12 protein-coding genes are annotated in these 14,620 nt (G+C 38.5%); 2 read left to right on the top strand and 10 right to left on the bottom strand.

Going from position 1 to position 14,620, the window contains the following annotated elements; genetic code table 11:
• Positions 1–28: 28 nt before the first annotated feature.
• From PSR12_RS02150 to PSR12_RS02120, 7 genes are all read right to left on the bottom strand, one after another.
• The gene (locus tag PSR12_RS02150; protein WP_257521068.1) at positions 29–811 is read right to left on the bottom strand and encodes an enoyl-CoA hydratase; all 783 of its coding nucleotides are present in this window, start codon (positions 809–811) and stop codon (positions 29–31) included.
• The gene (locus tag PSR12_RS02145) at positions 808–1,725 is read right to left on the bottom strand and encodes a hydroxymethylglutaryl-CoA lyase (protein ID WP_274771374.1); all 918 of its coding nucleotides are present in this window, start codon (positions 1,723–1,725) and stop codon (positions 808–810) included. Before PSR12_RS02145 ends, PSR12_RS02150 begins: the two co-directional genes overlap by 4 nt.
• A gap of 14 nt (positions 1,726–1,739) precedes the next feature.
• On the bottom strand, positions 1,740–1,952 hold the full coding sequence (locus PSR12_RS02140) for an acetyl-CoA carboxylase biotin carboxyl carrier protein subunit (protein ID WP_004225532.1): 213 nt from the start codon (positions 1,950–1,952) through the stop codon (positions 1,740–1,742).
• 68 nt (positions 1,953–2,020) lie between these two features.
• Positions 2,021–3,379, bottom strand: coding sequence for an acetyl-CoA carboxylase biotin carboxylase subunit (locus PSR12_RS02135; RefSeq protein WP_257521066.1), 1,359 nt, complete (start codon positions 3,377–3,379; stop codon positions 2,021–2,023).
• A 15-nt stretch (positions 3,380–3,394) separates the two neighbouring features.
• On the bottom strand, positions 3,395–5,029 hold the full coding sequence (locus tag PSR12_RS02130; protein WP_257521065.1) for an AMP-binding protein: 1,635 nt from the start codon (positions 5,027–5,029) through the stop codon (positions 3,395–3,397).
• Between the two features lie 43 nt (positions 5,030–5,072).
• Positions 5,073–6,215 (bottom strand): acyl-CoA dehydrogenase, encoded by a 1,143-nt coding sequence (locus PSR12_RS02125; RefSeq protein ID WP_004225536.1) that lies wholly within the window; start codon positions 6,213–6,215, stop codon positions 5,073–5,075.
• Between the two features lie 119 nt (positions 6,216–6,334).
• Complete coding sequence (locus PSR12_RS02120) at positions 6,335–6,952, bottom strand: TetR/AcrR family transcriptional regulator (RefSeq protein WP_274771369.1); 618 nt, start codon at positions 6,950–6,952, stop codon at positions 6,335–6,337.
• 376 nt (positions 6,953–7,328) lie between these two features.
• Here PSR12_RS02120 and PSR12_RS02115 point away from each other — a divergent pair, with 376 nt between their 5' ends.
• Positions 7,329–9,518 carry a DNA topoisomerase III gene (locus PSR12_RS02115; protein WP_221679108.1) on the top strand — a complete coding sequence of 730 codons (2,190 nt, stop codon included), beginning with the start codon at positions 7,329–7,331 and terminating at the stop codon, positions 9,516–9,518.
• A gap of 135 nt (positions 9,519–9,653) precedes the next feature.
• Here PSR12_RS02115 and abaF read toward each other — a convergent pair whose 3' ends face one another.
• From abaF to dapA, 3 genes are read right to left on the bottom strand one after another with little or no spacing between them, the layout of a single operon-like run.
• On the bottom strand, positions 9,654–10,961 hold the full coding sequence (gene abaF / locus PSR12_RS02110; protein WP_221679107.1) for a fosfomycin efflux MFS transporter AbaF: 1,308 nt from the start codon (positions 10,959–10,961) through the stop codon (positions 9,654–9,656).
• Positions 10,962–10,993: 32 nt separating this feature from the next.
• Positions 10,994–12,478: an aldehyde dehydrogenase gene (locus PSR12_RS02105; protein WP_221679106.1), complete on the bottom strand. Its 1,485-nt coding sequence runs from the start codon at positions 12,476–12,478 to the stop codon at positions 10,994–10,996.
• Between the two features lie 17 nt (positions 12,479–12,495).
• Entirely contained in the window at positions 12,496–13,362 is an 867-nt protein-coding gene (gene dapA / locus PSR12_RS02100) for a 4-hydroxy-tetrahydrodipicolinate synthase (protein ID WP_221679105.1), read from the bottom strand.
• A 529-nt stretch (positions 13,363–13,891) separates the two neighbouring features.
• Here dapA and PSR12_RS02095 point away from each other — a divergent pair.
• Positions 13,892–14,437 (top strand): helix-turn-helix domain-containing protein, encoded by a 546-nt coding sequence (locus PSR12_RS02095; protein WP_221679104.1) that lies wholly within the window; start codon positions 13,892–13,894, stop codon positions 14,435–14,437.
• The last annotated feature ends 183 nt before the right edge of the window (positions 14,438–14,620 follow it).

Here is a 14,620-nt window from a genome sequence, read left to right as displayed (position 1 = left end):
GATTACACCAAAATGATTTCTTGGCGTTTTATTTCCCTGAATATTGTGGCGCTCGCTTCTCTTGGAAGGCAAGTAAGCCTTCTAATCGGTCTTCTGTTGGGATCAGTGCACTATATGCAAGTGATTCAATTTTTAACCCGGTAGCTAAATCTACCTCAACACCTTGATTGATCGCAACTTTGGCTTGCACTAAAGAGAGTGGTGCATTTTTTGCCATTTCCAGTGCAAGCTGTTGTGCCTTATCTAATACCTCATGTCCTTCATAAACATATTCGATAATGCCATAATTTTCAGCTTCTTCGGCATTGAGCCTACGTGCTGTATAAATTAATTCCTTTGCTTTACCAAGACCAATTAAACGTGGAAGTCGCTGTGTCCCCCCAGCACCTGGAATAATACCGAGCGAAGTTTCTGTTAAGCCAAGCTTTACATGTGTAGCAGCAATTCGTAAATCACAAGCTAGTGCCAACTCCAAGCCTCCACCAAAGGCTACACCATTTAGGACAGCAATGACAGGCTGTGCAAGTGTTTCAACTTTTGCCACAGTGGCACCAATCAGCTGCACGATCTTCTTCACTTGTTGATCAGACATTCCTTTACGTTCCTTTAAATCAGCACCTGCACAAAATGCCTTTTCGCCCGCACCTGTTAGAAGGACTACACGCACTGCTGGATCTCCATTGATTTGATCAAGCGTGTCAGACAGCTCATGCAGTAATTGAACCGACATAGCGTTAGCAGCTTCTGGTCTTGAAAGTGTAATAAGTCCAATACTATCCTCTAGTAATTCAAAACGAACGAGTTGTGTCATCCCTGAATTGCACTCCTTTCATTGCGGACAATAGCCATTTGCTTTGATGCAACAGCCTTGCCTAACTTCTCTTCAATAAAGAGTGCCGCCTCTAGCACCTTTTGTCGATCTACGCCTGTTTCAATGCCCATCTCATCAAATAAATACAATAAATCTTCTGTGGCTACATTACCTGAGGCACCCTTTGCATATGGGCAGCCCCCTAGCCCACCAAGCGCACTATCAAATTTGCTAATACCCATCTCTAAGGATTTCATAATATTGGCTAATGCGGTCCCACGTGTATCATGAAAATGCATGGCAAATTTTTCAGCAGGATACCTTTTTAGTAATTCCTCTAAAAGAAACTCAACCTGCGTCGGTACACCAACACCAATTGTGTCACCAAGCGATATTTCAGTCACACCCATCTCTAATAATTTTTCCGTTACTCGTAATACCTTGTCAGGGTGCATATACCCCTCATAGGGACAACCAATAACCGTTGAGATATAACCTCGAACATGTTTCTTTGCAGCCTGAGCTCCTACTACAACTTCCTCTAATATGGGAAATGTATCATCTATGGTTTTATTAATATTACTTTGGTTATGACTTTCACTAGCAGACATAAAAATACTTACTTCATCTACTTCAGCCTGCAATGCGCGTTCTAAGCCCCGCATATTGGGTACAAGTGCCGCATAGGTAATATCCTTATGTCTTTTAATGGCTTGCAGAACCTCGACTGCATCTGCCAATTGAGGAATCCATTTGGGATGCACAAAAGATGTCACTTCAATATAATTTAATCCTGTTTGACCTAATAAATTTACTAATTGCACTTTATCAGCTGTTGAAATATGCGTTTTTTCATTTTGTAAGCCATCACGGGGACCAACTTCTTTGATTGTGACTTGCTTAGGTAGCTGCATAAACAAGCCTCCTCTTATTCAATTTCTAAAATATCATCATCAACGTTAATAAAGTCTCCCTCATTGGCAATGATTTTCGTCACTACGCCATCCTCTTCTGCTGCAATTGGAATTTCCATTTTCATCGATTCTAAAATGGCTACATCTTGACCTGCTGTCACTTTCTCGCCCTCTGTTACGACGATTTTCCATACTGTTCCTGCCATGCTTGCTTTTACTGTTGCCATAATCATTCACTCCTAATTTTTTTATCATGTATTCGTCCCTCTATGGAAGCACGAATACATGATCATTGTTATTTTGTTTCTGCTAATTGTGGTAAATAATATTGCTCTACAAATTTTGTTGTCGTATGCCCTTTTAAAAATTGCTCATGTGTGATGGTATTTAAAAGCATCGGGATATTCGTTTGAATCCCCTCCACTTTATACGCCTTTAGCGCTTGTGCTAATCTTTCACAGGCAATTTCTCTTGTTTCCCCCCACACTACCAATTTACTAATCATCGGATCATAGAATGGTGTTACCACTGAACCAGACTCTACGCCACATTCATGTCGAATTCCTTCACCGGTCGGTAATTCAAGAGTCGTAATGGTACCTGGAGACGGGAAAAATGTCGAAGGATTTTCAGCGTATATGCGCACTTCAATCGCGTGCCCTTCTTTAGTAATATTTTCTCTAGTAAATGTAAGAGGTTGTTTTGCCGCAATTTTTAATTGCTCTTCTACTAAATCAAGCTTCGTAATTTCCTCCGTAACGGGATGCTCTACCTGTAGTCTTGTATTCATTTCTAAAAAATAAAAGTTTTGATCTTCATCAACCAAGTATTCGATTGTTCCAGCATTGACATAACCAATATGCATTGCCGCCTTAACTGACGCTTCTAGCATTTTTTCTCTTGTCTCTTGTGAGATGAACGGGGATGGTGCTTCTTCTACTACTTTTTGATTTCTTCGTTGAATAGAGCACTCACGTTCAAATAATGGAACAACATTGCCTTGATGATCTGCAATAATTTGCACCTCGACATGGTGAGGGTTAGCAATGAACCGCTCCATATACATCGTGCCATCACCAAAGAATGATTGTGCACGCTTTTGATTGCCCTCAAAAGCTTTGGCTAGTTCCTCGGCATTTTCAACTAGTTGCATACCGATACCGCCACCGCCTGCAGATGCCTTTAACATAATAGGATAGCCTAAACGCTCCGCTATGCTAGTGGCTTCTTCTACATCCTTCACAGGCGCTTCTACACCCTCTACAATCGGTACACCTGCAGCTTTCATTGTTTTACGTGCCTCTAATTTACTGCCCATTGAAGCAATCACATCAGCACTTGGCCCGATAAACACTAAACCCGCCTCTGCACAACGTTTCGCAAAATTTGCATTCTCTGATAGTAAACCATAGCCAGGATGAACAGCCTCTGCGCCACTTTCTAGTGCAATTTCAAGAATGCGGTCGATATTTAAATAGCTCTGTGCAACCGGTGGCTTCCCCACACAGAAAGCTTCATCTGCATCTTTCACATGTAAGCTTTCTGCATCTGCCTCTGAATAGATAGCAACCGTATGAATATTTAGGCGCTTGCATGTTCTGATCACACGTCTAGCAATCTCCCCACGATTTGCAATTAATACCTTGTTGAACATATTCACTGCCCCTCCTTACTTTACGGTCATAACGAAATCTTCTCGTAATTTATATTTTTGAACTTTTCCAGATGCAGTCATTGGATAGTTATCAATAAAGAAAATATGTCGCGGAATTTTATGTCTAGAAATTTTATCTCGACAATAATCTCGGATTTCATCCGCTGTAGCCTGCTCCCCTTCTTTTAAAACAATCCAAGCTGCCGCCTCCTCGCCATAAACAGGATCAGGGACACCTGCAACCTGAACATCTGAAATTTTCGGATGTGTATAAAGGAACTCCTCAATTTCACGAGGATATAGGTTTTCGCCACCACGGATAATCATATCCTTTAAACGACCTGTTACACGGACATAACCTGCTTCATCCATTGTTGCTAAATCACCTGTATGCAACCAACCATCCTCGTCAATAGCCAGATCTGTTTCCTCCTGGTTTTTATAATAGCCCTTCATCACATGATAGCCCCTTGTACACAGCTCTCCCTGTTCATTTGTCAGAGCTTCCTCGGTAGTTCCAGGAACAACAATCTTTACTTCTAGGTTAGGTAAAGCACGGCCAACCGTCTCCACCTTTAACACTAGCGGGTCATCCGTTCTTGTCTGTGTAATAACAGGTGATGATTCTGTTTGACCGTAGCATATTGTTATATCTTTCATGCCCATCTTCTCAATGACCGCTTTCATAACCTCAATTGGACAGTTTGATCCTGCCATGACGCCTGTACGTAAAGTTGAAAGATCGAAAGATGCAAAATTTGATAAATTAAGTTCACTAATGAACATCGTTGGCACGCCATGTAAGGCAGTGCATTGCTCTTGTTGAACGGTTCTTAGTACCTCTTCAGGTGAGAACTCCTGTACTGGTACCATCGTTCCACCACTCGTTGTGATGGCTAATGTGCCTATGACACAACCAAAGCAATGGAAGAATGGAACTGGGATACATAGACGATCCTCTGCCGTTAAACGCATACATTCAGCAATATTGACAGCATTATTGACTAAGTTAAAATGCGTTAGCATTACTCCCTTAGGAAAGCCTGTTGTACCAGAAGTATATTGAATATTAATGACATCATCATAATGGAGAGATTGCTCTCTCTGATCTAACTGTTCCTCGGTTACTTGCTCGGCAGCTGTTAAAACATCTGACCAATTAAGTACGCCGGGGTATTTGGTTTCACCGATTAAAATAACATTTTTTAATAAAGGTAGTCGCTTTGATTGCAAATTACCTGGTTCACAATGTTCAAGCTCTGGACATAACTCTTGCAGTGTATTGATAAAAGAATGGTCTCGATAATTTTCAATTAAAAAAATCGTTTTAGCATCAGATTGCTTCAATAAATACTCCAACTCACTCGCACGGTAATTCGTATTTACCGTTACAATTGGAGCACCCATCTTCCCTGTACCAAATTGAAGCTGTACCCACTCAGGAACATTCGTCGTCCATACTGCGATATGATCTCCCTTTTCAATTCCAAGAGCCATTAAACCTCTCGCTACGTATCGCGCTTGACGATTTAGCTGTTCATAAGTCATGCGTAAATTTCTGTCAGCATAGACCAATGCTTCATTCTGCGGGTACTTTTTTGATTGTTCATCTAGCAATTGACCAATTGTTTGATACACAAGTTCTGCCATGAAGATCCCCCTTATTTATGCTATTTAACTTAACTAATGATGATTAACAGCCAATTAGACGAGAAATAACAAGACGTTGAATTTCAGATGTCCCTTCACCGATTTCCATTAATTTAATATCACGTAAATGACGTTCTACATCGTATTCTTTCATATATCCAGAACCACCATGAATTTGGATTGCTTGATTACATGTACGGAAGCCCATTTCAGAAGCAAATAGTTTAGCCATCGCAGCTTCTTTGCCAAATGGCTTCTTTTGATCTTTTAACCATGCCGCTTTATGTACTAACGTACGAGCTAGCTCTATTTCCATCGCCATGTCAGCTAATTTAAATTGGATCGCCTGTAACTTCGAAATAGGTGCACCAAATTGCTCACGTTCCTTCGCGAATTTTAGTGCCTTTTCATAAGCAGCCTGGGCAATTCCAACAGAAAGAGCAGCGATGGAAATACGACCACCGTCCAATGTATTTAAAAACTGGCTAAAGCCACGTTTTTCATCCCCTAATAGATTTGTTCTTGGGACACGAACATTTTCTAACACAATCTCACATGTATTGGAGCCACGTACACCCATTTTGTCATAATTACAGTTGATTGTTACACCTGGTGTGTTTGTTGGCACAATAATAGAAGAAATAATCTTTTTACCATCCTCACGTTTACCTGTTACCGCCGTTACAATAATTTGTCGAGCATATCCTGCATTGGTGATCCAGCATTTCTCTCCGTTAATGATGTAGTCATCACCATCAATAATAGCTGTAGTACGTGTGCCCCCTGCATCTGAACCAGCATTTGGCTCTGTTAAACCGAATGATCCTAATGTCTCACCCTTAGCTAATGGAACTAGCCACTCTTGCTTTTGTTCCTCTGTGCCGAAGTTGTAAATTGGTGAGGCTCCTAAGCTAACAGCAGCTGCATAGCTTAACCCTGTGCCCCCACATGCTCGACCAATCTCCTCTACAGCTAAAGCATAGGACACCGTATCACCACCTGATCCACCATATTCCTCAGGAAACGGGATACCCAATAAGCCTAGTTCTGCCATCTTCTTAAAGCTCTCTATTCTCATTGTTGATGTCTCATCAACCTCACGAGCATACGGTTTAATCTCCTTCTCAGCAAAATCACGCACCATGTCTCGAATCATTTCTTGCTCTTTTGTTAATTCAAAATTCATCCCTAGTCCCCCTAATGTCGAATTTGCCATAGTAAATGTAGCTTAAGAATAATTGCTTACAGTTAATACCGACTAGTCGGTTTGTAAAAACAAATAATAAAACCAGTGTTTCCTACTGGCTACCCCTTTATTATAAATTGCTTCGCTTCTTCCATGGCTTGTTCTGTCACAATTGCCCGTAATACCATATCGGTAAAAACATCTGTGATTTGCTCCATCGTTAATGGTCCTGATTGCTTAAACCATTTGTATGTCCAGTTAATCATCCCGACAATTGCCATTGTCACAATTGTACAAGGTAATTCGGTACGAAAAACCTTTGCTTCCTGACCCTCTGCTATCACTCTTTGTAAAATATCACGATAGTGATCTCGCTTTTTATGGATGATGTCACTATATTCATCTGAGAGTGAACGACTTTCTTCATAAAAAATCGTAATATGTGCTTGATACATATCAAATACTTGTGTCAGTGTTTGCAGCATGGCACACAAACGTGTGATAGGTGTATTGAATTTGTCATATGCAGCTTGCGATTGTTGAATGACATATGAAATAAAGACATCATGAATTTCATACAACAGTTCATCTTTTGATTTAAAATTATGATAAAATCCACCCTTTGATGCCCCAATGTATTCCACAATACGATCCACTGTTACATTGTGATAACCATCTTGTTGAAACAATTCAACGGAAGCGTCTACAATTCTTTGTTTTAAAGTTTTCTTTACCATAGGCACCTATCATCCTTCATCTAGCTCTATACTTCATCACTCCTTATAATCAGGAAAAATCATTCAAACCCATAAAGTATTCTATTTTTTCCTAATTATAAAAATACTATGACAACATAAATATAGCATTCTCAAAATTTGGTGTCTAGCAACAAAATAGATTTTTCGCAAAATTACGAGCATAATTTTTACATAGAACAGAAATTAAAAGGCTAAAATCACATATACACCATATGAAGTTTCTTTGCTCTTCATGACAATTTTTCTTCCCTTTCTTTTCTTTGCCTATTAAATGCATTTTACATTGCAGTTAAACTGCGAACCCACTCAACCTATGCTATATTTAAAACCATGGAACTATGAAAGGGTGTTAACAATGGCAAAGAGCGTAGTAATTGCTGAAAAACCTTCTGTAGCACGTGATATTGCACGTGTACTGAAATGTAATAAAAAAGGAAATGGCTTCCTTGAGGGAGATAAATACATTGTGACTTGGGCGCTTGGACATCTTGTAACACTAGCTGACCCAGAAAGCTATGATGTGAAATATAAAACATGGAATCTTGAAGATCTACCCATGTTACCTGAACGCTTAAAACTAACGGTTATAAAGCAAACTGGAAAGCAATTTAATGCGGTCAAAAGTCAGCTTACACGTAATGATGTTAATGAAATCATCATTGCTACAGATGCTGGACGTGAAGGTGAATTAGTAGCACGCTGGATACTCGATAAAGTGAAAATTAAAAAGCCTTTGAAACGCCTATGGATTTCCTCTGTTACAGATAAGGCAATTAAAGATGGGTTTGCCAATCTCAAGCCAGGTAATGCATATGATAATCTATATGCCTCTGCTGTAGCTCGCTCAGAGGCAGATTGGTATATTGGGCTGAATGCTACTCGTGCTTTAACTACCCGCTTTAACGCACAGTTGAATTGCGGACGTGTACAAACACCAACAGTAGCGATAATTGCTGCACGTGAAGATGAGATTAAAAACTTTAAGGCACAAACTTATTATGGTATTGAAGCGCAAACAGCTGACAACTTAAAGCTCACATGGCAAGACCAAAATGGTAATAGTCGTAGCTTTGATAAAGATAAAATCGATACACTGGTGAAAAAAATAGGAAATAGCAATGCCATCGTTGCGGACATTGAAAAGAAACCTAAAAAATCATTTGCACCTGGCCTTTATGATTTAACTGAATTGCAGCGTGATGCCAATAAAATCTTCGGCTACTCAGCGAAGGAAACATTGAATATCATGCAAAAACTTTATGAGCAACATAAAGTGTTAACTTATCCACGTACGGATTCTCGCTTTATTTCACAGGATATCGTTGCTACACTACCAGAACGCTTAAAGGCCTGTGGTATTGGTGAATATCGCTCCATCGCCAATAAACTGCTCACTAAACCAATCAAGCCAACAAAGGCCTTTGTCGACGATAGTAAAGTATCCGATCATCATGCGATAATTCCAACAGAGGGCTATGTAAATTATTCAGCTTTCACAGATAAAGAACGTAAAATTTATGATCTTGTTGTAAAGCGTTTCCTAGCTGTTCTACTTCCTGCTTTTGAATATGAACAATTAACATTACGTGCAAAAATTGGCGATGAAAGCTTTATTGCTCGTGGAAAAACGATTTTATCATCTGGCTGGAAAGAAGTTTATGAACATCGCTTTGATGATGAGGACACAGCAGATGACGTAAAGGAACAAATATTACCACGCATTGATAAGGGCGATATGTTAAAAGTAAAGCTTCTTGCCCAAACTTCTGGTCAAACAAAGCCACCTGCTAGATTTAACGAAGCTACTCTTTTATCAGCCATGGAAAACCCAACAAAATATATGGCAACGAATGATAAAAAATTAGCCGACACATTAAAATCTACGGGTGGTCTTGGCACAGTCGCAACACGTGCAGATATTATTGAAAAGCTTTTCAATTCCTTCTTAATAGAAAAACGTGGTGGCAAAGATATTTATATTACCTCTAAAGGTCGTCAACTACTCGACCTAGTGCCAGAGGAATTAAAATCCCCTGCCCTGACAGCAGATTGGGAGCAAAAGCTTGAGCTTATTGCAAAGGGTAAGCTAAAAAAAGATGTATTTATTAGCGAGATGAAAAATTACACAAAGGAAATTGTTACAGAGATTAAGGGTAGTGACAAAAAGTATAAGCATGATAATATCTCTACCAAATCATGTCCTGATTGCGGTAAACCGATGCTTGAAGTGAATGGCAAGAAAGGAAAAATGCTTGTCTGTCAAGATCGCGAATGTGGTCATCGTAAAAATGTCTCACGTACCACAAATGCACGTTGTCCACAATGTCATAAAAAATTGGAGCTTCGCGGAGAAGGCGATGGTCAAATTTTTGTTTGTAAATGTGGCTATCGTGAAAAATTATCTGCCTTTGAAGCAAGACGCAAAAAAGAAGGCGGAGGCAAGGTCGACAAGCGCTCAGTACAAAAGTACTTAAAGCAACAAAACAAAGAGGAACCTGTGAACAATGCACTTGCTGAAGCGTTGAAGGGGTTAAAGTTCGATTAAAAATAAAATATAAAAGAAGAGCATGTTTTGAAAGAAATCGTCAAAACATGCTCTTCTTTATATTAATAGAACTAGTTATCTAAAATTAAATTGATTATCGTACATAATTTTAAACGTTATAGCCAGCAAACCTATTTACTGTGCTTTCTTAAAAGTAAGTGATTTTCCTTTTGTTTCCTTCACCAGCATGATACATGAAATAGAAATGATACTTGATATAACCAAGTAAATTGAAATTGGGATGGAGCTATTAAATTTATTTAAAAGACTTAATGAAATTAATGGAGCCAATGAGCCTGCTAAAATTGGTGCTACTTGATAACATAAGGACAATGCTGTATATCTGATATGAGTTGGGAATAACTCTGTCATTAATGCTGAGTATGGAGAATACGTCATCGATTGAATGAATAAACCAAGAGTAATAGCAGACATAATGATCCAATCATTTCCTGTATCCATCATCGGAAACCCAACAAATCCCCAAAACGCTGTTAAAATTGCTCCTGTAATATAGATAGACTTTCTCCCCCAAATATCACTTAAGTGACCCATTAATGGTATGAAGAAAAAGTGAATAGCATGAGCACCAAACATTAATAATAAGATTTGGGTAGTGTCTTTATTGACGACAAGTTTTAAATAACTAATGGAGAAAGTAACCACCATATAGTATAAGATATTTTCTGCAAAACGAGCTCCAATACCTGCAATTATCGCTTTTTTGTGGTATTTAACCACTTCAATAATACCTAATTGTTGTTTTTCTAATTGCGCTTGTTTTTCTTGTGCTTCTTTGAAAACAGGGGCATCATCTACACTTTTGCGAATCCAAAGTCCAATCAGTACAACAACTGCTGAGAACCAAAATGCTACACGCCAACCCCAATCCATAAATTGCTCAGGGCTTAAGTTTTTAGATAAAAGTAAAAGGATAATTGTAGCTATTAAATTTCCCAGTGGCACACCCGCCTGTGGCCAACTTGCCCAATAACCACGACGATTGTTTGGGCTGTGCTCAGATACTAAAATAACAGCACCACCCCATTCTCCACCAAAAGCAAATCCTTGAATTAAACGTAAAGTAACAAGTAAGATAGGAGCCCAATAACCAATACTATTGAATGTGGGAATACATCCCATTAAGAAAGTCGTTATTCCAACGATGATCAAGCTAATTTGTAATAAATTTTTACGTCCGATTTTATCACCATAATGACCAAAAACAAGTCCACCGATAGGTCTGGCTAGAAATCCTACTGCATAGAGTGCAAATGCAGCTAAGATGCCATCAATAGCATTCCCTGTTTTCTGGAAAAACAATTCTCCAAAAACGAGAGCAGATGCAGTACCATATAAGAAAAATTCATACCATTCAGCTACAGATCCAATCATTGATGCAGCAACAACTTTTTTTAGTTGCTTATTGTCTGTTTTCTCCATATACACTCCCCCATAAAGGCCGATTCAAATTATTATGACTGAACGTACCAAATTACTTTTGTTTGCACATATTGCTCAAGTGCTTCCAAGCCATTGTCTTTACCACCAAAACCTGATTGTTTAAAGCCTCCAAACGGGGTAGTGATATCGCCCTCGCTAAAGCCATTCACAGAAACAGTTCCTGCTTTTATCTCACGTGCCACACGCATCGTTCGCTGAACGTTTTGGCTATAAAAAGATGCAGCCAGACCATAGGTAGTGTTATTGGCAAGTTCAATGGCCTCTTCTTCCGTTTCAAATGTACTAACTGCTAAAATCGGACCAAATACTTCATTTTGGAACAAGGTCATGTTAGCGGTTACATTGTCAAATATAGTGGGTTCAATGTACCAACCACTGCCCATCTCACAGTGAATATTACCACCAGTAACTAAGCGACCACCTTCTTGAATAGTAATGTCGAGGAATGATTTTACTTTATTAAAGTGCGCTTCTTCAATCATGGGACCAATGGCGACCGACTCATCCATTGGATTTCCTACTTTCCAGCTCTTTAAGCCTTCCTTTAGTTTTTCTAATAACACCTCTTTAATAGATTCATGTACAATCAATCGAGAACCACAGCTACAGTTTTCACTCATATTCCAGAAAGCGGCTGATAAAATATGTGGAACTGCCGCATCCAAATCTGCATCTTCAAACAATACTTGTGGACTCTTACCACCGCACTCTAAAATGATTTCTTTAAGATTACTTTCTGCTGAATATTTTAAGAAATATCTACCCACTTCTGTTGAACCAGTGAACGAGACAACATCCACATCCATATGTCTTCCCAAAGGTTCACCTACTTTTTCTCCCAAACCACACACCAAACTTAATGCTCCTTTAGGCACCCCCGCTTCATAAGCAAGTTCAATCATACGGAATGCGCTAAGTGACGTTAATTCCGCCGGTTTTACAATCACAGAATTACCTACTGCCAAAGCAGGTGCTACTTTCCAAGCAAACATTTGCGCGGGGAAATTCCAAGGTAATACTGCACCAACTACGCCAATGGGCTCAGTGACAATCAAACCCAGAGCATCTTTACCTGTAGGAGCAACTTTGCCAAAGACTTTATCAATGGCTTCAGCATACCAATAAAATGTATCAATGGTTGCTGGCATATCAGTATTCAAACATTCTGTAATAGGTTTACCTGCATCTACGCAATCCAAGGCGGCCAATTCTTCACTGTGTTTTTCTAGTAATTGTGCCCATCTAATCATTACTTTTTTTCTCTCACTCGGGGATAATTTACTCCAAGTACCTGTTTCAAATGTTTCTCTAGCTACCTTAACAGCCGCCTCTACATCCTGTGAATTACCATCGGCTATATAGCCAATTATGCTGTTGTCGATTGGAGTACGATTTTCTATTTTACAGTCTGTAGTCGAAAAACCATCAATTAAGTTACCAGCCCAAAGCTTCCCTTCTTTAGCAAGGGCAAAGATTTGTTCTTTTGATACGGTCATTTTATCTTTCCTCCAATTTATTTATTAAAAAAAGCCAAAAACTCCTCTTTTTCCTCTTCTGACAAATCAGATAAAGGTAGGCGCACTGTACCAACTTTGATTTCACCTTTCAGGCAACCTAACTTGGCCTTTTGGTTGTAGTTACCAGATTCCATCGAGTGGATAGCAGGATAGATATCCCTCATGATTTGCCGTGCTTTGTCCCAATCCCCTGCTATGGAAGCATTGAACATAGCTACTTGCTCCTCTGGGAACACATTACCTGCTCCAGCAATCCAACTTTTTGCGCCCCAAAAGAAAAAGTCAATTGGCTGATCGTCACAACCACAAATCACTTCAAAATTCTCAAATGGAGTTTGTAGCAAACGTAATGCACGGCTAAAATCACCACTACTCTCTTTAATAGCAACAATATTCTGATTTTTAGACAAATGCACCACCGTTTCATACTCAATTTCAATGCCGATACGAGCAGGGAAATTGTACATGATAATAGGTAAATCAGTTGAAGCCGCCACTGTTTCGTAATGGGCAATCAAACCACTTTGGTCAGGCAAGCTATAAGGTGTGGGTGATAACATTAAACCTTCATACCCTAAATCTTTAGCCTGTTTGGCACGGTTAACTGCCCCATCAGTTGATAAATCATTAATACCTGCAATTAAGGATATTCGACCTTTAGCAACTTCCGACACCGTTCTTAAAACGGTTTCACGTTCCACTTCATTCAAGGCGTAATATTCACCAGTTGTGCCACACACCACTAAACCATTAACACCTTTGTCAATAAATGTGTTTGTCAATTGCTTTAAAGTTTCTAAATCTAGGCTTAAATCCTGTTTAAATGGAGTCACTATAGGAACCAAAATACCATGAAAATTCATCTTCATTCTCCTTTATTATTTAATAGAATACTTGATTCAACAAATACAATATTGAAGTACAGCTTCAATTATTGAAGATAATAGCACACCGAATTTTCTATGTAAACTAAATTTTCCGAATATTTTTAAATGAAATCTTCTTTTATTTATATATTACACATATTTATTTAAGTGACACTTAAACTCGAATGATCAATCTTTATTGATGATTTAGATTGATTTACACCCAAATTTTGTAACCGTTCTGAAATTAAAGCTTTTGTGTTATCCTTATCAACGTGGCTTCTTCTATTTGGTGAAATATGTAGATAAACGAACACTGCAATAAGAATCATGAGAAGGTAACTACTATTGTATGGTTACTTTAGGGTCTAATTAGTTCTCGGAGTTATTGTGACTAGTCAAATTACAAAATAATAAAATAACCCTTAACATACACCTATGAAATAAATTTACTTAATGAATTTCACCCAAAGATATTTTTCTTGAATAGTAAATAGAACTAATATTTGTACAGGAGTGGAGAACAGTGACTGATATAATTGGAGCAAAAATAAAAAGTTTACGAAAAGAACGGAAGTTAACATTAAAACAAATAGCTGATCAAACGAATCTTTCAATTAGCTTTTTGTCCCAGGTTGAACGATCAAAATCATCCATAACGCTAGAATCATTGAAAAAAATATCTGAAGCACTTGGTGTTAATCCGAGCTATTTTTTTTCAGAGTCTGATGAAAAAATCGCACCTACAGTTATGCGTAATATTATTAGTAAAACGAACACCATGAATAACCAATTTTTTTATAGAGATTTAGCAGGAAACATTGAAAATCCACTCTTTAATCCCATCTTAGTATTATTGAATCCAGGTGCAAATCGAGAGGATTCTTATTCTCATTCTGGTCAAGAATTTCTTTATGTTTTGGAAGGCATACTAACCATTGTCATTGACAAAGAGGAGCATGATTTACATCCTTATGATTGTGTTTTCTTAGATTCAACCACCCCTCATAATTGGATAAATAAAACAGATTCAATTGTAAAGTTCCTTTGTATTTCAAGTATTCCGATATAATGTTTAGCAGGTTCGTAATACACTTTGCTTGATTAAAAAAATACTCACAGCGCATTGCACACTGTGAGTATTTTTCATGTATACAGTTAATTGCAGACAGTTAGTAATAGGCAAATTCACAATTAAAGTGAATTTGCTCTTTTATTATGCATACTCATCCCTTCGAAACATATCTTGAATTGA

Source organism: Lysinibacillus sp. G01H (genome assembly GCF_028872195.1).
In the GTDB taxonomy this organism is placed as follows: domain Bacteria; phylum Bacillota; class Bacilli; order Bacillales_A; family Planococcaceae; genus Lysinibacillus; species Lysinibacillus capsici.
This window is presented reverse-complemented; position numbering and strand designations above follow the sequence as displayed.